Origin of the sequence: Geobacillus sp. FSL K6-0789, assembly GCF_038593135.1 — a bacterium.
Classification (GTDB): Bacteria; Bacillota; Bacilli; order Bacillales; family Anoxybacillaceae; genus Geobacillus; species Geobacillus stearothermophilus.
Window position 1 is genome coordinate 492,948 of sequence record NZ_CP151966.1, and the last position, 17,913, is coordinate 510,860.

At 54.3% G+C, this 17,913-nt stretch carries 15 protein-coding genes and 4 pseudogenes; 13 read left to right on the plus strand and 6 right to left on the minus strand.

Translation table 11 applies throughout. The features are described 5' to 3' along the window. The first annotated feature begins 20 nt into the window (after nt 1-20). Complete coding sequence (locus tag NSQ51_RS02485) at nt 21-809, plus strand: YfkD famly protein (protein WP_033013941.1); 789 nt, start codon at nt 21-23, stop codon at nt 807-809. Nucleotides 810-900: 91 nt separating this feature from the next. On the opposite strand, the gene yfkAB is transcribed toward NSQ51_RS02485, so the two are convergent. After that, nucleotides 901-2,025 (minus strand): radical SAM/CxCxxxxC motif protein YfkAB, encoded by a 1,125-nt coding sequence (yfkAB, locus tag NSQ51_RS02490; protein ID WP_055358378.1) that lies wholly within the window; start codon nt 2,023-2,025, stop codon nt 901-903. A 230-nt stretch (nt 2,026-2,255) separates the two neighbouring features. Between yfkAB and NSQ51_RS02495 the strand changes: the two genes are divergently transcribed. From NSQ51_RS02495 to NSQ51_RS02530, 8 genes and pseudogenes are all read left to right on the plus strand, one after another. Then, the gene (locus NSQ51_RS02495) at nt 2,256-3,803 is read left to right on the plus strand and encodes a fumarate hydratase (RefSeq protein WP_033013943.1); all 1,548 of its coding nucleotides are present in this window, start codon (nt 2,256-2,258) and stop codon (nt 3,801-3,803) included. Between the two features lie 142 nt (nt 3,804-3,945). Then, nucleotides 3,946-4,737: a delta-lactam-biosynthetic de-N-acetylase gene (pdaA, locus tag NSQ51_RS02500; RefSeq protein ID WP_049625096.1), complete on the plus strand. Its 792-nt coding sequence runs from the start codon at nt 3,946-3,948 to the stop codon at nt 4,735-4,737. A 99-nt stretch (nt 4,738-4,836) separates the two neighbouring features. Next, the gene (locus NSQ51_RS02505) at nt 4,837-5,703 is read left to right on the plus strand and encodes a DNA-3-methyladenine glycosylase (RefSeq protein ID WP_053532235.1); all 867 of its coding nucleotides are present in this window, start codon (nt 4,837-4,839) and stop codon (nt 5,701-5,703) included. Continuing rightward, the gene (gene rlmD / locus NSQ51_RS02510; RefSeq protein WP_033016690.1) at nt 5,700-7,103 is read left to right on the plus strand and encodes a 23S rRNA (uracil(1939)-C(5))-methyltransferase RlmD; all 1,404 of its coding nucleotides are present in this window, start codon (nt 5,700-5,702) and stop codon (nt 7,101-7,103) included. The genes NSQ51_RS02505 and rlmD overlap by 4 nt, the downstream gene beginning before the upstream one ends. 77 nt (nt 7,104-7,180) lie before the next feature. Then, nucleotides 7,181-7,441: pseudogene (locus NSQ51_RS02515) on the plus strand (PAS domain-containing protein); the annotation flags it as partial. Between the two features lie 203 nt (nt 7,442-7,644). Next, nucleotides 7,645-7,785, plus strand: a complete 141-nt coding sequence (locus NSQ51_RS02520; protein ID WP_080706559.1) for a diguanylate cyclase — start codon at nt 7,645-7,647, stop codon at nt 7,783-7,785. A 213-nt stretch (nt 7,786-7,998) separates the two neighbouring features. Continuing rightward, nucleotides 7,999-9,705, plus strand: coding sequence for an ABC-ATPase domain-containing protein (locus NSQ51_RS02525; protein WP_121650001.1), 1,707 nt, complete (start codon nt 7,999-8,001; stop codon nt 9,703-9,705). 158 nt (nt 9,706-9,863) lie between these two features. Further along, a complete protein-coding gene (locus tag NSQ51_RS02530; RefSeq protein ID WP_033016693.1) occupies nt 9,864-10,232 on the plus strand; it encodes a DUF2294 domain-containing protein in 369 nt (122 codons plus the stop codon). Nucleotides 10,233-10,417: 185 nt separating this feature from the next. Here the strand turns inward: NSQ51_RS02530 and NSQ51_RS02535 are convergent. Further along, nucleotides 10,418-10,603, minus strand: a pseudogene (locus tag NSQ51_RS02535) (IS701 family transposase); the annotation flags it as partial. A 331-nt stretch (nt 10,604-10,934) separates the two neighbouring features. On the opposite strand from NSQ51_RS02535, the gene NSQ51_RS02540 reads away from it, so the two are divergent. The 3 genes and pseudogenes from NSQ51_RS02540 to NSQ51_RS02550 all read left to right on the plus strand — a co-directional run. Then, nucleotides 10,935-12,437 (plus strand): NADH dehydrogenase subunit 5, encoded by a 1,503-nt coding sequence (locus tag NSQ51_RS02540; protein ID WP_049625091.1) that lies wholly within the window; start codon nt 10,935-10,937, stop codon nt 12,435-12,437. Continuing rightward, nucleotides 12,430-15,054, plus strand: a complete 2,625-nt coding sequence (locus NSQ51_RS02545) for a DUF2309 domain-containing protein (protein ID WP_049625090.1) — start codon at nt 12,430-12,432, stop codon at nt 15,052-15,054. The genes NSQ51_RS02540 and NSQ51_RS02545 overlap by 8 nt, the downstream gene beginning before the upstream one ends. 151 nt (nt 15,055-15,205) lie before the next feature. After that, nucleotides 15,206-15,349 (plus strand): annotated as a pseudogene (locus tag NSQ51_RS02550) (DUF3870 domain-containing protein); the annotation flags it as partial. 44 nt (nt 15,350-15,393) lie between these two features. Here the strand turns inward: NSQ51_RS02550 and NSQ51_RS02555 are convergent. Next, nucleotides 15,394-15,696 (minus strand): annotated as a pseudogene (locus NSQ51_RS02555) (NTF2-like N-terminal transpeptidase domain-containing protein); the annotation flags it as partial. Nucleotides 15,697-15,788: 92 nt separating this feature from the next. Between NSQ51_RS02555 and NSQ51_RS02560 the strand changes: the two are divergent. Continuing rightward, nucleotides 15,789-16,619, plus strand: a complete 831-nt coding sequence (locus NSQ51_RS02560) for a glycosyltransferase family 8 protein (RefSeq protein ID WP_033016696.1) — start codon at nt 15,789-15,791, stop codon at nt 16,617-16,619. 53 nt (nt 16,620-16,672) lie between these two features. Here the strand turns inward: NSQ51_RS02560 and NSQ51_RS02565 are convergent, their stop codons facing one another. The 3 genes from NSQ51_RS02565 to NSQ51_RS02575 all read right to left on the minus strand — a co-directional run bounded on the left by NSQ51_RS02565 (nt 16,673) and on the right by NSQ51_RS02575 (nt 17,766). Next, on the minus strand, nt 16,673-16,858 hold the full coding sequence (locus NSQ51_RS02565) for a YfhD family protein (RefSeq protein ID WP_033009876.1): 186 nt from the start codon (nt 16,856-16,858) through the stop codon (nt 16,673-16,675). 89 nt (nt 16,859-16,947) lie between these two features. After that, nucleotides 16,948-17,076 (minus strand): YfhE family protein, encoded by a 129-nt coding sequence (locus tag NSQ51_RS02570; RefSeq protein ID WP_080706560.1) that lies wholly within the window; start codon nt 17,074-17,076, stop codon nt 16,948-16,950. Between the two features lie 135 nt (nt 17,077-17,211). After that, the gene (locus tag NSQ51_RS02575) at nt 17,212-17,766 is read right to left on the minus strand and encodes a GNAT family protein (protein WP_049625089.1); all 555 of its coding nucleotides are present in this window, start codon (nt 17,764-17,766) and stop codon (nt 17,212-17,214) included. Between the last annotated feature and the right edge of the window lie 147 nt (nt 17,767-17,913).

A 17,913-nucleotide genomic window follows, 5' to 3' on the forward strand; every position in this document is an offset into this window, starting at 1 on the left:
GATAGAAAGGAGCGAATGCGATGAAAAAATGGGCGGTTTCGCTGTTTGCGAGCGCACTGCTTCTGTATGCGGCAGCGTTCCCGACATTGGCGGCTTCCGGAAAGCCGGCGCCCGGTGCGGTGATCGATATCTCGAAAGAGAACACATACCCGAATCCAACGCAAGACTTGCCGCATCTAGAGCCAAGCTCGTTTACGAAACAGCTGCTGAAATCAGCCAATGTGAACATTGAGAATCCTGAATTGGTTCATCTCTTTAATGAATCTTCGGCAACGAACGCGCCGTGGGCCATCGGCTACCGGGCGACGATTTATTTAGGCCAATGGCCACTCAACTACCAATCGCTCGAAACATCAACAAATTGGGAGTATCAAAAGGTCAATACGAATTTTCTCGACAACCGCGGCGGCGACACAGCACAAAAACTGTATTACAAACAGGAAATGCAAAAATACGTCCGTGGCGGCTTGACGGTGAAAGTGCCGAATGAAGACGCCGTCAAACGGATGATGTTGAACAAGGCCATGGAAAAAACAAATTTACCGCTCGCTTTCAGCACCGTTGTCGGTCTTGGCACGAAAAAGGATCAGCCGTACAACGTGCCGGCGAAAAAAATGGGCTATTTGTATGCGTATGCTCCGGCTGTGAATGAAAAAGGGAAAGTGACGTACGGGGAAGTGTATATCGTCTTGAAAGGAAACAAAAAGAAAATCGTCGTCAAAAACGTGACGACAAGAGGGGTCGGGGCATGGATTCCGGTGCAAGACCGGCTGTATATGTCCTATGTCGTCAGCGAGCAGCCGCGATAAAAGAGTCGGGCCCAAAAAGCAGGCGCGTTTTGGGCCCGACTCTTTTTTATGCGCATGGCCGATGATGCGCTTGCCTCTGCGGCGTTGCTGTTTATCGGGCGATGCGCGCCGCCCGTTTTGTAAAATCGACGCCGCGGTAATACGTCTGCTTGACGAGCACATTGGGCCCTAAGCAGCGAGCGGCCGGGCAGCGGCAAAGAAGTTCATTGGCGAGTTTCGAGCGCCGCCATCGGTTATACACATCCGGCAATGAATCGCGGACGATGTTGCCAAGCGGCGGTTCATCGCCGAAATCGGTGACGATGACATCGCCGGTGAAAATGTTGACATTAAGCCGCGAACGGCCGTCAGGGTCGTTGCGGACGGTGACGTTTTTGCTTTCATACAGCCGCTTTAATAGGCGAAGATCGTCTTCATTGTCGCTGCACGGGTAAAATGGCAGCGTGCCAAACAACATCCAGACGTTTTCATCGCGAATGTCAAGCAAATGGTGGATCGCCGCGCGCAGCTCATCGAGACTTAGCGTCTCTAAGGCGCTGGCAAAATCGCTTGGGTACATCGGGTGAATTTCATGGCGCCGGCAGCCCATTTCCTCAACGACTTGGCGATGGATCGTTTCCAAATGGCGGACGGTCCGTTTGTTTAACATCGTTTCCGCCGATACCATCACGCCGGCATTGGCCAGCGCTTTTGCATTGTCAAGCATGCGCTGGAAGTATTTCTCGCGTTGGGCGCGCGTCGGTTTTCGCTCCATCATAGCGAATCCACCGTCGATGAAATCGTCGATTGTCCCCCAGTTGTGGGAGATATGGAGCACATCCAAATACGGAATCACTTTTTCGTAGCGGGACAAGTCAAGCGTCAAATTCGAATTCAGCTGCGTTCGCACCCCGCGCTCATGTGCATAGCGGAGAAGCGGAACGACGTATTGTTCAACCGATTTTAATGACAGCATCGGCTCGCCGCCGGTGATGCTTAATGAGCGTAAATGCGGAATTTCTTCAAGCCGGCGGAGCAACAACTCAAGCGGCAGCGCCTCGGGATCTTTCGCTGTCAACGTATAGCCGACGGCGCAATGTTCACAGCGCATATTGCAAAGCGTCGTTGTCGTAAACTCGACGTTCGTCAGTTCCAACTTTCCATACTCTTCTAGATCAACGTACGCCTCCCACGGATCGTACGCCGGCGTAATGGCCGGCATGGCGAATGAACGCATCGCTTTCTCCTCTCTCTATAAAAAAGTTCCATCCTTCATTATTAGCCGCCTTAGCAGCCCTTGTCAATCGTTTTAGCTGTTTTGCCTCTACCCATTCGTATGATGAGAAAGGAGCCATCATGAGATGGAAAAGAAAGATTTTTTACATAACAGCGAGAAACGGAGTATAATAGAAAAAGATAAGGACAACTGCCTATGCACGATGAGCATGGGAAGGGGCGTTTAGACAAATGGAAAAGTTCCAGCAAAGCATGTACGACTTGATCGTCGAGACGTCGACGAAGCTGCCGAAGGACGTCCGTCGAGCGATCGCTCGGGCGAAAGCGCGCGAAAACGCCGGCACGCGGGCGGCGATGGCATTGGATACAATCGTTGGCAACATTCAAATGGCGGACGAAAACGTATCGCCGATTTGCCAAGATACGGGCTTGCCGACGTTTAAAATCAAAGTGCCGGTCGGCGTCAACCAAATCGAAATGAAAAAAGCGATCCGGGCTGCCATTGTCGAAGCGACGAAAAATGGCAAACTGCGCCCGAACTCGGTCGATTCGCTCACCGGCAAAAACAGCGGCGATAACTTAGGGGAAGGCGTGCCGGTCATTAAATTTGAACAGTGGGAAAACGATTACATTGACGTTCGCCTTATTTTAAAAGGCGGCGGCTGTGAAAACAAAAACATCCAATACAGCCTGCCGTGTGAACTCGAAGGGCTCGGCCGCGCCGGCCGCGATTTGGACGGCATCCGCAAATGCATTTTGCATGCGGTGTATCAGGCGCAAGGGCAAGGGTGCAGCGCCGGCTTCATCGGCGTCGGCATCGGCGGCGACCGCTCATCCGGCTATGAGCTCGCCAAAGAACAGCTGTTCCGTCCGGTTGATGACGTCAACCCGATTGAAGAATTGCGCCAGCTGGAAGAATACATTATGGAAAACGCCAACAAGCTCGGCATCGGCACGATGGGCTTTGGCGGCGAATCGACGCTGCTTGGCTGTAAAATCGGCGTCATGCATCGCATCCCGGCGAGCTTCTTCGTCTCCGTCGCCTACAACTGCTGGGCGTTTCGGCGCATGGGCGTGAAAATCGATCCGGCCACCGGTGAGATCATCGAATGGCTGTACCAAGACGGCGAAGACGTCGATTTTGCAAAAGAGTTGGAAAAAGCGGAATCGGCCGCGGCGCTTGAACAAGGAGAGGCGCGCGTCATCGATCTCGTTCCGCCGCTGTCGGAAGAACAAGTGCGGAAGCTCCGCGTCGGCGACGTCGTCCGCATCAGCGGCGTCATTTACACCGGCCGCGACGCCATTCATAAATATTTGATGGATCACGATGCCCCCGTCGATTTGAACGGGCAAATCATTTACCATTGCGGCCCGGTCATGCTAAAAGACGAAGACGGCCGCTGGCACGCCAAAGCCGCCGGCCCGACGACCAGCATCCGCGAAGAGCCGTATCAAGGCGACATTATGAAAAAATTCGGCGTCCGCGCTGTCATCGGCAAAGGCGGCATGGGCGCAAAGACGCTGCAAGCGTTAAAAGAACACGGCGGCGTGTACTTAAACGCCATCGGCGGCGCGGCCCAATATTATGCGGACTGTATCAAATCAGTCGAAGGCGTGGATCTCATGGAATTTGGCATTCCAGAAGCCATGTGGCATTTGCGTGTTGAAAACTTCACCGCCGTCGTTACGATGGACTCGCACGGCAACAGCTTGCATGAAGACGTTGAAAAGTCATCGCTCGAAAAACTGGCCCAATTCAAAGAACCGGTGTTCAAATAAACGTGAAGAAACGATTGGCAGCGTGACTCCCCAAAAGCATCCGCTTTTGGGGTCTTTTTTTGCAAAAAATGGCGTGCGTAAAGCAGCTGAGGGCGAAAACAATAAAAAAGAGGAAAAGACGGCGGCCAAGGAGGAACCAGGCATGAGATGGCTTATTTCTCTCGTTTTAGCGATTGCGCTTTTTCCCGCTTCTGCGTTTGCCGCAAGCAATCAAGCGATCCATTGGGGATTCAAGCGGAGCGAAAACCACGAGCCCCCGTCGGCGGGAAAAGAGCTCGATGAGCTGCTTGCCAAATATGACGCGTTTTATTTAGGCGATACGAGTGAAAAAACGATTTACTTGACGTTTGACAACGGCTATGAAAACGGCTATACGGTGCAAATTTTGGACATCTTGAAAGAAAAACATGTGCCGGCCGCCTTTTTTGTCACCGGCCATTATTTGCAAACCGCGCCTGATTTAGTGAAACGAATGGCTGCCGAAGGACATATCATCGGCAACCATTCGTGGCACCATCCCGATTTAACGACCGCCAGCGATGAGCGGGTGCGCGAAGAGTTCGAAAAAGTCAAGGAAAAGACAGAAGAGCTGACCGGGCAAAAAGGGATGATGTACCTTCGCCCGCCGCGCGGCATTTTCAGCGAACGGACGTTATCTCTCGCCCGCGAGCTCGGCTATTACCACGTCTTTTGGTCGCTGGCGTTCGTCGACTGGCAAACCGACCGTCAGCGCGGCTGGCAATATGCCTATGACCAAATCATGAAACAAATTCACCCAGGCGCGATTTTGTTGCTGCACTCCGTATCGAAAGACAACGCCGACGCGCTGCCGAAGGTGATCGACGACTTGCGAAAACAAGGGTATACGTTTGCCAGCTTAGATGAATTGATGGCGAAAAAGATGGGACTCCATCCGTGGCTGTTTCGCCCATAAGCGGTTTCGTTTGAAAAATGGCCCCACCCGTGAGCCGTTTGGTTCAGCGGGTGTTTTTCGTTATAATGAGGATACGGACGAAAGAAACAGGTGAATGCGATGTGGACAAAAACAGTGACGGTGCCGGCGCCGTACGATTTCGCCCACGCCCTTGAGCGGCTTTCGCTCGACCCGCTGTTGGCCGTGGATCGGGAACGGCAGCGCATCACCGTGCCGCTCGCCCTCGACGGCTGTTTCGTGCCCGTAACGGTGGAAGGCGTCGGCACAAAAGATGACCCGAGATTTGTCGTTTCAGCTCCTTTTCCCGAGCGGCAAGACGAGGTGATGGAGCGGATTTCGCATCTGTTTCAATGGCGGACGCCGCTCGGGCCCGTTCACGAGCATTTCCGCCGCACTGACCTGGCGCCGCTGTTTGCCGAGTATGAAGGAATGCCGCTTGTGCTCGATTTTGATCTATATTTTTGCCTCATCAAATGTTTGATCCATCAGCAACTTCATCTCAAAGTCGGCTATCGGCTGACGGAGCGGTTTGTGAAAACGTTCGGAACAGAAGTGGATGGCGTTTGGTTTTACCCGCGCCCGGAAGAAGTGGCCGCCCGTTCGTACGAGGATGTGCGCGCCTTGCAGCTGAGCGGGCGGAAAGCGGAATATATCGTCGATGTGTCGCGTCTCATCGCTGACGGAAAGCTGCGGCTTGATGAACTTAAGCAGATGGAAGACGGCGAGGTGATGGAGCGGCTGACGGCCGTGCGCGGCATCGGCCCGTGGACGGTGCAAAACTTCCTCCTCTTCGGCCTTGGCCGTCCAAACGTCTTCCCGCCGGCGGATATCGGCTTGCAGCGGGCGGTTGAAAAACAATTCGGGCTTCCGAAGCGGCCGACCGCAAAAGAGATGGCGGCGCTCGGCGAGCGGTGGAAACCGTACGCCAGCTATGCGGCGCTTTATTTGTGGCGAAGCATTGAATGAGAGGGACCGATATGGCAAAGCAACAAACGAACATCAAAATCAAAAAAGGCGACCAATTTCCTGTGACCATTCAACGGATCGGCATTAACGGCGAAGGGGTCGGCTATTTCCAAAAACAAGTCGTCTTCGTCCCCGGCGCGTTGCCGGGGGAAGAAGTCGTCGTCGAAGCGACGGACATCCATCCAACCTACGCCGAGGCGAAAATCAAGCGCATCCGCAAGCGCTCGCCAAACCGTATCAAGCCGCCATGCCCGCTCTATGACCAGTGCGGCGGCTGCCAGCTCCAGCACTTATCGTACGAAGCGCAGCTTGAAGCCAAACGCGACATCGTCATCCAAGCATTGCGCCGCCACGCCCGCCGCCTCGATGTCGACAAACTTGACATCCGCCCGACGATCGGCATGGCCGACCCGTGGCAATACCGAAACAAAAGCCAATTTCAAGTCGGGATGAAAAGAGGGAAGGTGCTCGCCGGGCTGTACGGTCTCAACTCCCACCGACTCGTCGACCTATCGGAATGCCGCATCCAGCATCCGCAAACGACGCGCGTGACGAACATCGTGAAAACGATTTTGCAAGACTTGCGCATCCCGATTTACAACGAGCGGACGAGAACGGGCGTCGTGCGGACGATCGTCGTCCGTGTCGGCTTCCATACGGGCGACATCCAGCTTGTGCTGGTGACAGCGACAAAAGACATTCCGCGCAAACAGCTGCTCATTGACGAAATTCGCCGCCGCCTTCCGGAAGTGAAATCAATCGTGCAAAACATCAACGGCGAAAAAACGTCGCTCATTTTTGGCAACGAAACCGAAGTGCTCGCCGGCGACGAGTACATTCAAGAAACGCTCGGCGACTTGTCATTTGAACTGTCGGCGCGCGCCTTTTTCCAGCTTAACCCGATCCAAACGGTCAAGCTGTACGACGAAGTGAAAAAAGCGGCCGCTCTCACCGGAACGGAGCGGATCGTTGACGCCTACTGCGGCGTCGGCACGATCGGGCTGTGGCTCGCCCGCGATGCGAAAGAAGTGCGCGGCATGGACACGATCCCCGAAGCGATTGAAGACGCCAAGAAAAACGCGGACAAACAGGGCTTTACGAACACGCACTACGTCGTCGGCAAAGCGGAATACTGGCTGCCCAAATGGGTGAACGAAGGCTGGAAGCCGGACGTCATCATCGTCGACCCGCCCCGCGTCGGCTGCGACCGGGCGCTGCTTGACACGATCCTTGGCGTCCGTCCGAAAACGGTCGTCTACGTCTCGTGCAACCCATCGAGCCTCGCCCGCGACCTCGACGCCTTGGCGGCCCAATACCGCGTCGACTACATCCAGCCGGTCGACATGTTTCCGCACACGGCGCATGTAGAAAGTGTAGCTCGATTAGTATTAAAGTTGTAAACACAAAATAAACTCGTTCCACTGAAAACATAACCGTTCATCACGAGAAAGAAAGTTGAGTATTGGAAGATGTTTGTCATAGCCGAGAATTTTTTAAACATATGTGGAAAACCATCGGGACAGGGAAGATATGGAGGAGAGAGATCAAAAATAAAGCGAAAGATGGGAGTTACTACTGGGTTCAGTCTACCATTGTCCCCTTTTTGGATGAACGAGGAAAGCCGTATCAATACGTGTCGATTCGAACGGATATTACCCGTTTGAAACAGTATGAAGAGCAAATCAAATATATGGCCAACCATGATGATTTGACGGGCCTTCCCAATCGCCGTTTTTTAACATTTTTCGTCTTTGCCGGTCATTGCATCCGACTGTCGAGTGACCGAACAACGCCGATTAAAGACCCATGAACGGATCTTGTAAAGCGAGTCGTTGTTCGGTCTTCCGTCACGCTAAGGCGTGACGGAGGCAAACCACACGCTTGCCTTCGACAGTCGAAAATGGGCAAACCACTTTTCTGTCAAGGATATGTTAAACTTCTTTGTTGCATCTATATAAATTGCTGAAAGAGACGAAAGAGGAGGAACGACTGCTGGCCGTTTATTTTATTGATTTAGCGCGGTTTAAAAACATTAATGATTCATTTGGGCATTCGGTGGGAGACGAAGTGTTGAAACATTAGAAAGCCATTTGCATCGTGCTATCGAAATCAAATATTAAAGGAAATGGGGTGCAACGGAGGGCAAGGGTATTTTTGGAGGCAACCTGTGTCGGAAACGGAGATTGGATCGTTGTTGCAATGCAATGAGTGAACAGTTCAAAATGGCAATATAGGTCGTCTTGCCATACTCGGGTATGTTGAGGCAACGAATGAAGAGGAAAAGGAGCTGGTTTCATGGAAACGCTCAGACAACGGCTGCGATCCATTGATCAAAAGGGATATAAAGCGTATAAAACGATCGAAGGGACGTATTCGTTTCCATTGTTTACGCTCGCGATTGACCACGTGCAGGGCGATCCGTTTGCTGAGCCGTCCAAGGTCCGCGTGATCATACCGCGGGCGAAAACGGCGTTGGCAGCGGAGTGGATGAATACGAAACCGCGCCGCATCCGCTGTGAAGATGTGCTGGCGCGCCGCGTCTATCATGAATTGCGGCAATGGCCGCTGCGGGCGCGTGGATCGGGAAAAAGCGGGCTCGTCTTGATCGATGCCCCGGAGCAGAAGGTGCTCGAGCGGACAGCAGTGCAAGTGACAGACGAGACGGTCACTGTCTGTTTGTCGGTCGGGTTGCCGGCGAACGGGCGTCGCATTTTGGCGAAAGAAGCCGAGGCCATCTTTTTCGAACAAATTCCATCCGTCATCGAGCGGGCGGTGTACGGCCTTCGGGAGGAGGATATTCGTGCGGCAGTCGAGCTTGCCGATCAGCAGCACGCCATTCGCCGCTATTTGCGTGAACACGGATTGGTGGCGTTTGTCGCGAACGGTGCGGTTTTGCCGCGGGAGAGCGGAGTGAGCGACAAGCCGCTGCAACGTGGAGCGGTGCCGTTTCAAAGTCCGCCAGAGCTGGAGATTGCGATCCCCGTTCCGCATCGCGCTGAACCGATCAAAGGCATGGGCATCCGCAAAGGGATTACGCTGATTGTCGGTGGCGGCTACCACGGCAAATCGACGCTGCTGCAGGCGCTAGAGCACGGCGTGTATGATCATGTCGCCGGCGACGGGCGGGAGTTTGTCATCACGGACAGCGGGGCGGTGAAAATTCGCGCCGAAGACGGCCGGAGCGTCGCCAGTGTTGACATTTCCCCGCTCATTGGCACGCTGCCGTATGGAAAAGAGACGAAACAGTTTTCGACGGAAAACGCGAGCGGCAGCACCTCACAGGCCGCGAGCATGATCGAAATGATTGAAGCTGGGGCATCGGCGTTTTTGATTGATGAAGATACGAGCGCGACGAATTTGCTCATCCGAGATGGACGCATGCAGGCGCTCGTGGTGAAAGATGCCGAACCTATCACGCCGTATATCGACAAGGCGCGTCAACTATTTCGCGATTACGGCATTTCGACCGTTCTTGTCGTCGGCGGATTGGGGGATTACTTGGATATCGCGGATTGCGTGATCAAAATGGAGCAGTACGTCCCGTTTGATGTGACGGCAGAGGCAAAACAAATCGCCTTGCAGATGCCGTCGGGACGGAAAGCGGAAGGCGGCGAGTCGTTCGGCTGCATTCATGAGCGCATTCCGCTGCCTGGGAGTTTAAATAGCCAAAAAGGAAAAAAAGAAAAAGCGGTCGCGCGCGGACGGCACGTCATTCAGTACGGGCAAACCGATCTATTGCTTTATGCGCTTGAGCAGCTGGTCGATGACAGCCAAACGCGGGCGATTGTCGCGGCGCTGCTGTATATGGAACGAAAAGGATGGTTCGACGGAAAGAAAACCGTCCGCCAACTGCTCGATGCGATCGAAGAACAATGGGATCGCCAAGGCTTGGGCTCCGTTTCGTTCCGAAAAGGGCATCCGGGTGAACTTGCCCGCCCGCGCCGATTCGAGCTGGCGGCGGCGCTCAATCGGCTGCGGACGCTCCGTTGCCGCCAACGCTGAACCATTGCGGGCGGAAGCGGATTGAACCTGCTTTCGCTTTTCGTTTCCGTTGATTTTGTCTAGCGTCCCCTTTCGATTATCGTTATAATTATGTTTATCAGTTCAATGAAACGGCTGGCAGCGGGGAGGCCGCGGTTTGGCTGAAGGGGGATCGAGGCATGGGCAAATCAAAAGGTTCGATTGAATCGGAAATCAGCAAAGCATTGACAAAATGGGAAAAAGATTTTCTTGGCCGCGGTTCGGTATCGGTGAAAACCGATATTTTGCGCGATATGATCATCGTTTCGTTGCACGGCATCCTGACGCCCGCCGAGTACGCGCTTTGCGAATCAAAAGAAGGAATGTTATCGGTGAAGCGGTCGCGGACGAGTTTAGTGGAGTCTGGAGTCGATGACTTGAAAGAAATGATTTTTGAAATCACCGGCGAGAAGGTGAAGAGCTTCCATACGGATTTAAGCACCCGAACGGGCGAGCGGGTGATCGTCTTTAAGCTGTTCAACGATTTAGAAAAACAGCTGACGGGCTAAATGTTCGCCCGCATCGCCATAAAACGGCGCTCCGGACGAAGAAGGCATTTTTTTATAAAGTTATTGTATAATTGAAACAACTTTTGTATAGTAAGTATAGGACTGTAGATGAGCAATTTTCATAACAATAATTACCATGTAAAAAGAAACAAACAGGGTACCCCTTATGCCACATGGAGCTGTTTTCCAGAAAAGCCCTTCGTGATCATCGCATCCACGATATGAACGAGATGCTTCATAACAGGTTTTGAAAAATAAAGGGCCAACCCCAACATCGTGAAAAACTTGTGAATTCCTTGATGATGTGCTAATCTATTCATTAGATATGAACCTCCTTGTAAATGGTTTGGTAGCACATCTATTCTAACCAAGGAATCGGGTTCATGTCTCCTTTTTTGTTTCGATGTAAATTTATGTTAGTGATTTTGCTCATCTACAGTATAGGATAAACATAAAGGACAGCATGTCGGGAGCCCTTCAAAAAACTTACGCCAGTGTAAGTTCGTTGAAGGGAAACCGACCGGTGTCTGTTGCACAGCGGGAGATCTTCAAACAATCGCCTCACGATTGGTTGAAGGTAAACCGGCTATGGGCAATCTATAGGCAATGGTGCGGCCTTTTTGGTCGCGTTGCCTGATTGACATAGCCGGTTTTTTCTTTTTTCTCCCGAACGAAGACAAAGGACGAGGGGAGGAGAATGTGATGGCAGCACAATGGTTCATATGGGGATGGCTCGCCGCAGTGGCCATCGTTTTCATCAGCGCAGCCGCATGGCTGCATCCGCGCATGCCGGAGCGGTATGTGCATGTGCACGTCTGGCTGTTGCTTCTTCCGGGAGCGGCGGCTGCCGCCGGATGGATCGGCGCCGGCAACGCAGAGGCCGGGCCGTGGCGGTTTGATGCGGTCAGTTGGTTGGTGGCCGTCTATATTTCACTTCTCAGTTGGGTGATTCAACGGTTTGCCGTTCGCTATTTGCATGGCGACCGCGCTTACCGGCGCTATTTTTCCTTGTTGACGTGGACGGTGTCGGCCGCTTCTCTGACATGGGCAAGCGGCGACATGCGCCTCGTTGCCGTCTGCTGGGGGCTTCCATTGATGGGCCTTGTGGCGTTAACGGCATTGAAAAAAGAATGGAGGCCGGCGCAGTTTGTCGCCCGGCAAATGGCGGTCGTGTTCAGCCTGAGTTGGCTGGCCGTCGTCATCGCTGCCGTCTGGCTCGGAACGGCGGCCGGCGAATGGCAGCTTGCTTCTGCGCTGTCGGCGGAGCGCCTTGCCCGCCTAGACGCCTGGGAGAGGGCGGTGATGAACGGACTGCTTATTTTGGCCGCCATTATCCCGGCTGGACAATGGCCGTTCCATCGCTGGCTGATGGAATCGGCGGTGACGCCGACGCCGGTGTCGGCGGTGATGCATGCGGGGCTCGTCAATGCCGGCGGGCTGTTGCTTTGGCGCTTTTCCCCGCTCTTTAGCGGGACGGGGGCGCATATCGCATTGTTTGTGATCTCCTTTTGCTCGATTTTGATTGGTATGGGCATTAGTTTGGTGCAGGCGGACTATAAACGCCAGCTGGTCGCGTCCACGATGGCGCAAATGGGAGTTATGCTTGTGCAATGCGCCCTCGGCGCCTACGGGGCGGCGGTTGTGCATTTGGTGCTGCACGGGCTGTTTAAAGCGACGCTTTTTCTGCAGTCCGGTTCGGTTGTTCCGAGGATCGGCCGGCCGGGATTCCAACGAGGAAGCGGGTCATGGCAGGGAGGTCTTCTCCTTGGCGTGCTGCTTGGGGTGTCTTTTTGGTTCGCTTCCCCGAATGAACCGGCCCGCCTGCTGAGCGCACTTTTGCTTGGGGCCTCGGCGGCGGTCGCTTGGGGACGGCTAGCCGATTTCCGCGAAGGCCGCTGGATGGGCCTGGCGGCGGTGGCTGTGTTGGCGTTTGGTTCGGAAACGGTGCGCCATCAGTTTTTGACGCTGCTCGGCCAGGGGGAAGCGACGGTTTTTGTGCCGCCTGCCGCGTTTGAATGGACAGTAGGCGTCTTGTTTGCGATGGCGGCATTGACCGCTGCCTGGCTGGCAAACCGGCGCACATCGGCGCTTGCCGTTCGGGTGTATATGCATCTCGTTCATCTCGGGGAGCCGCGCCCAGCGGCTATGGAGGCGCATCCCCGTTATTTGGCATCCTATCTGAAGGAGGGAATGGCTCATGAGTAAAAGTGCAATGCCGCTTGAACGGCTAACGGGGGAATCGAAGCCCACCGGCGCAGAAGCCCGCCCGCTTGCTATGCTTGTCAGCGAAGCGGCAAAGGCGGTTGCGCCGCTTTGGCCGATTTCCGCCTTTATCGCCCGCCATCCGTGGATGGGGCTTGAAGAGCAGACGTTTTCCGACGCAGCCGCCCGCCTGCAGCAGGCGCATGGAATTGATTTGTATCCGCCGATGGCGGTTTTCCATGCGGCGATGGCAAAAGGGGAGATTGACCTTGTATTCGTCGAGCGGCGGCTGCAGCGTTGGCTTGACAACAAGCCGCTCCCGGTGCGGCGCCAAGAAGCAGAGCGAATGTGCCGCGCCCTCCTTTGGAATGAGACGGTGCCCAACGAGGCGCTTCGTCTGCCGGAACTTGCGGAGCTGGCGCATGCGGCGGCATGGCGTCCGGCGGCTGTTCGGACGGCGGGCGCCGCGTTGCACGGCGTAAGCCAACGCCTTGACCAACAAACCGTCAAATGGTGCAAACTGTTTTATGGTTCGAACACGGCGCCATGGGCGCTTCCACATCGTGAGCTGGGGTTTTACGGAGCATGGCGCCGGCTCATCGCCGCCGACCCGGCGCTCTCGAAAGAGGAACGGAAGCGGCTTGCCGATTGGCCGCACGATGGGGAAGAGGCGCTGCGTCAAGCGTTGATGAAGCTTGGCGTACAGGAGGAAGAGACCGCCGCTTACTTGGAGGCGCATTTGTTGGCGTTGCCCGGCTGGGCTGGCATGGTTGTATGGCAGTCGCGCCGGACGGGCGACGAATTGAGGGGATTGATTGACTATTTGGCGGTCCGTCTGTCGCTTGAATGGACGCTTGTGGCGCCATATTTGCCGCTTGAACGGGAGGATCATGCGGACATCGGCGCTGCTCTTTCACTGTTGGCCGCTTGGCTGCATTGGGGAGGGATGACGCTGGAAGACTGGCGGAACCTGTCCGGCAAAGAGCAGCGCGCCCGGTTGGCGTTTATCGATCGGTTTTGGAGAATTGACCGGTGTCATCTTTGGCTTGAAGCGTGGGAAGATACGTATGAAGCGAAATTGAAAGAAGCGGTATTGGCGCATCAGCCGATGGATGAGACGAAGAAGGCGGCAGCGCAGCTATTGTTTTGCATCGACGTCCGTTCCGAGCCGTTCCGCCGCCATTTGGAAGCGGCCGGACCGTTTGAAACGTATGGCTGCGCCGGCTTTTTCGGCTTGCCGATTCAAACGCGCGCACTTGACAGCGATGACGCTCACCCGTCATGCCCGGCGATCGTCGCGCCGCAGCATGAAATCAACGAAACCGCCGCTTTGGAAGCGGCGCGTCCGTACCGTCGCCGGCGCGATGCATTCCGCTTTGTCGGCCAGACGTTTAAAAAGATCAAACAGCATATGTTGGCCGGCTTATTGCTTCCGGAAATGAGCGGACCATGGCTCGGCCTTCATACCTTCGCCCGCAGCGCCGCGCCGGCTTGGGCTGGCCGGGTCGTCCGCCAGGCGGAAGCGGCAGCCGAACATAAGCCGAAGACGGACTTGTCGCTCCACCGCCATGGAAAGGATGAATCGTCTGGACTGCCGATCGGCTTTACAACCGAGGAACAAGTGCAATACGTGAAGCAGCTGCTCGTCAACATTGGCTTGACGTCTTCGTTCGCTCCGCTTGTGGTTGTTTGCGGCCATGAAAGCGAGACGGCCAACAACCCGTACGCTTCGGCGCTCGATTGCGGGGCGTGCGGTGGTGCGGCCGGGGCGTTCAACGCCCGCGTATTCGCCGCGTTGGCCAACTTGCCGGAAGTGCGCGCTGGACTGGCGGCTGAAGGGATCAACATTCCGGATGAAACGGTGTTTGTCGCTGCGGAACATATTACGACCGTCGATGAAGTCCGCTGGCTTGATATGCCGCCGTTGTCCGCAGCGGCTGAGGCGTCGTTTCGACAGCTGAAGCAGGCGCTTGGCGAAGCGAGCCGCCGTGCGAACGCTGAGCGGATGGCAAAGCTCCCCCATGTCGGACAGACGCCGCGCGATCCGGTGGCGGAAGCGCAACGGCGCGCCATTGATTGGAGCGAGATCCGTCCAGAATGGGGATTGGCCCGGAACGCTGCGTTCTTGATCGGCCGCCGCAAGTTGACAAAAGGAAAGGACTTAGACGGCCGGGTGTTTTTGCATAGCTACGATTGGCGCGAAGATCCGACCGGTGAGGCGCTCGCCGGCATTATCGCCGGGCCGGCGACCGTCGGACAATGGATTAACTTGCAATATTACGCTTCAACAGTCGCACCGCACTACTACGGGAGCGGCGATAAAACGACCCAGACGGTGACCGGCGGCATCGGCGTCATGCAAGGGAACGGGAGCGACTTGTTAGCCGGCTTTCCATGGCAGTCGGTCGCCGCGTCCGATCGCGAACTGTTTCATGCTCCTCTTCGGTTGCTTGTCATCATCGAAGCGCCGTCCTATTATATCGAGCAGCTGCTCGACAGAAATGAAGAGTTTCGTCGCAAAGTGCAAAACGGTTGGCTCCGTCTCGCCTCGATTGACCCAGACAGCGGGGCGTGGGTGAACTGGGAGGCAGACCGTCTTGCATCAAGGCAGAAGCGCTAAAAAGCAACGATTTGCCGCTTGCCGAGTTTGCTTGGCGGGCGGCTTTTTTTTGCTGCCTGCCAAACGAGGCAGGGAAAATAGATGTACGCCGCGAAACAAGATAATAGTTGGTATAACAGCAATAAGAAAGACGAGGAAAGAGGGAAAGCGGATGAAAACGCAGTTTATCGCCGGCCATGCGCGGCTGCCGGCCGGAATGGCGGCCAAAAGCCTTTACGATACGCTGACGATTACGGCGGAAATTGATAAAAAGTACGGGGGGATCGTGGAGGCATCATGCACACTGGCTACTGAATGAACAGGGACTGGGGCAACGGATAAGTGAGACACCTGGATGTCGCCGTAAATTTTTTTATAGCGGTCAACAAATTGCTCTTTGCCGACTGTTTTTTTCGTTTCTTCTGAGAGCATGTCGTACATTTTCGCAAATTGCTGTTTCGTCCAGTAGGAGGTGTACGTTTTTAATGCATCGTGCGGCGATGGCGGTTTGCTGCAGGAGAAAAGTGTGATTGCTAAAAACGAAATGAGAGCCAACACCCAACGAACATTCCCCATATGTTTCCAATCCCCCTTTTTCTGTTCTCTTTCCACTATATCATGGACAGGAAATATGATCCAACGAAAAGGATGATAGGAAAACATTGCTGTCCAAGGCCAAAAGGGGGCAACATTTGCCTGCGTTCAGATATAATGTAGAGAAAGGGGAAACGATGACGCAAAGGAAGTGATGATGCATGTTCCGCATTTTAGTGACGGCAGACGCCAATTATCTTCCACCGCTGAAAGTGCTTATGTATTCGTTATTTTGCAATAACCGGCGCCCGTTTACATTTTATTTGCTTTATTCGCGCATTGCGGAGGAGGAGATCCGGGCGCTTAGTGATTTCGTTCGCAAGCAAGGGCATGAACTGGTGCCAATTTATGTCGACCCGCAGCTGTTTCATGATGCTCCGGTGTTTCGCCACTATACGGTGGAGATGTATTACCGTCTGGCGGCGCATTTGTTTTTGCCGCCCGATGTCGACCGGGTGCTGTACTTGGATCCGGACATTGTCGCCATCAATCCGATCGATGAGCTGTATGAGATGGACTTTGAGGGGAACTGGTTTATCGCCGCCGAGCATACGCATTCGACCAAAGTGGCCAATTTGTTCAACAAACTTCGCTTGAAAACGCCGAACGCGAAAGGTTATTTCAACACGGGCGTCATGATGATGAACATCGCGGCGATGCGCGAACACGTCCGGCTCGCGGACATTTACCAGTTTATCCGCGACAACCGGTTTAAGCTTGTCCTTCCTGACCAAGATGTGCTCAACGGGCTGTATTGGGACAAAATCAAACCGGTCGATAGCTACCGTTACAACTATGATGCCCGTTATTACGATTTTTTGCAGCTGTTGCCCAACCCAAAACATAATTTGGCGTGGATCGAGGAAAACACCGTCTTTATTCATTATTGCGGCAAAGAAAAACCGTGGAAAGACAATTACAAAGGGGAGCTCGGCCTCTTTTACAGGCGATACAGCCAAGTGCTCGAACCGGCGGGGGAGGCGGCGACATAACGGTGCGGTCTGCACAGGAAAGAGGTGTCCCATTGAAAGGACACCTCTTTCCGTTACCGTTTGCGCTCTTGCCGGCGGATGCCAGCAGCGGCCGCGCGCGCTTGCGCCTCGAGGTCTTCATGGTCGGCAAATTCCGCCGAATATTCGACGTCAATGCCGTCAGATTTCAATTGTTTGGGAACCTGCGGCAAAGTTGCCTTGTTTTTGTCGCGCGTCCGTTGTCCGCGAGATCGGCCCATCGTCCATGCCCCCTATAAAGAAGTGTGAATCGTACGATTCATTCATTAGCATGGCATGGACGGCGCCGCCATATAAATAGCAATCATTTCTAATGGCGCGCTTTTTTGGCAGTGTAACCGCCCGCTTGGTCCGCCATTTTAAAATCGCGGGCATAACTTACTTCTTGGGCGCTTGTCAACGTATGCTTCACTTTTTCGCGTTTTCGTTTTTCCTCCATCGCTCGTTCCCTCGCTTTGCATGATATGCCTTTAGTTCCATTTTGGACGAGGCCAGCCGTTTTTATGCATATATAAATAAAAGAGGATGTCCGAACGGACAGCCTCTTTTTCGATCGTCATGCGTCCTTCCGCGCTTACGCTTCTTTTCGTTGTTCCTTTTCCAGCGTAAAGGAGGGATGGCGCATCGTATAAAGCGTGTAGTTGTCTTTTGTAATTTCGTACAAATTGTATACATCCGTGCCGATTTGCTCGAGCAGCGCCCGCCGCGTTTCATTGGCCGGCGTGACGTACGGCAGTTTTTCCGCCGCTTTGATCGAGCGCACATTGACTTTGCGGATGCGCAAAAACACCGTTTCGATGGAAAGCTCATAAAACAGTTCGTGGAAAAACGATTCCTTGGCGCGCTGATTGTAGCCGCGCCCGTGGTACGGTTTGCCAAGCCACGTTCCTAAAAAGCCGGCGCCGTCTTGAATGTCAAAGAGGCTGATCGTGCCGATTGGGTTTCCCCATTCGTCTAAAATCGTGCGCGAAATCAATTCGCCGCGTTCTTCCGCCTCCATGAGCTGTTTTGTCATGAATAAAAACTCTTCGTACGAGCTGGCTTTTTGGCGCACGAAAGGGAAGACGTCCGGATGCACCATCAGCTCGTACAGCGCATGGCAGTCTTGCAGCTCGCGTTTTTTCAACATGGCCCATCCCTCCTTTGGATGCCGAGGGCAGCCTCCCAGCGGGAACCCACCCTCGAAATTTTTTTATAAAAACATCGTTAAAAAAATTTCGGGGTGGGAATCGAACCCACTAGAACCAGCGCGAGCGCTGGTGGCGCACCATTTGCC

Coding starts and splice junctions, on each gene's coding strand:
- NSQ51_RS02485 (WP_033013941.1), top strand. CDS start 21: ATGAAAAAATGGGCGGTTTCGCTGTTTGCGAGCGCACTGCTTCTGTAT.
- yfkAB (WP_055358378.1), bottom strand. CDS start 2,025: ATGCGTTCATTCGCCATGCCGGCCATTACGCCGGCGTACGATCCGTGG.
- NSQ51_RS02495 (WP_033013943.1), top strand. CDS start 2,256: ATGGAAAAGTTCCAGCAAAGCATGTACGACTTGATCGTCGAGACGTCG.
- pdaA (WP_049625096.1), top strand. CDS start 3,946: ATGAGATGGCTTATTTCTCTCGTTTTAGCGATTGCGCTTTTTCCCGCT.
- NSQ51_RS02505 (WP_053532235.1), top strand. CDS start 4,837: ATGTGGACAAAAACAGTGACGGTGCCGGCGCCGTACGATTTCGCCCAC.
- rlmD (WP_033016690.1), top strand. CDS start 5,700: ATGAGAGGGACCGATATGGCAAAGCAACAAACGAACATCAAAATCAAA.
- NSQ51_RS02525 (WP_121650001.1), top strand. CDS start 7,999: ATGGAAACGCTCAGACAACGGCTGCGATCCATTGATCAAAAGGGATAT.
- NSQ51_RS02530 (WP_033016693.1), top strand. CDS start 9,864: ATGGGCAAATCAAAAGGTTCGATTGAATCGGAAATCAGCAAAGCATTG.
- NSQ51_RS02540 (WP_049625091.1), top strand. CDS start 10,935: ATGGCAGCACAATGGTTCATATGGGGATGGCTCGCCGCAGTGGCCATC.
- NSQ51_RS02545 (WP_049625090.1), top strand. CDS start 12,430: ATGAGTAAAAGTGCAATGCCGCTTGAACGGCTAACGGGGGAATCGAAG.
- NSQ51_RS02560 (WP_033016696.1), top strand. CDS start 15,789: ATGTTCCGCATTTTAGTGACGGCAGACGCCAATTATCTTCCACCGCTG.
- NSQ51_RS02565 (WP_033009876.1), bottom strand. CDS start 16,858: ATGGGCCGATCTCGCGGACAACGGACGCGCGACAAAAACAAGGCAACT.
- NSQ51_RS02570 (WP_080706560.1), bottom strand. CDS start 17,076: ATGGAGGAAAAACGAAAACGCGAAAAAGTGAAGCATACGTTGACAAGC.
- NSQ51_RS02575 (WP_049625089.1), bottom strand. CDS start 17,766: ATGTTGAAAAAACGCGAGCTGCAAGACTGCCATGCGCTGTACGAGCTG.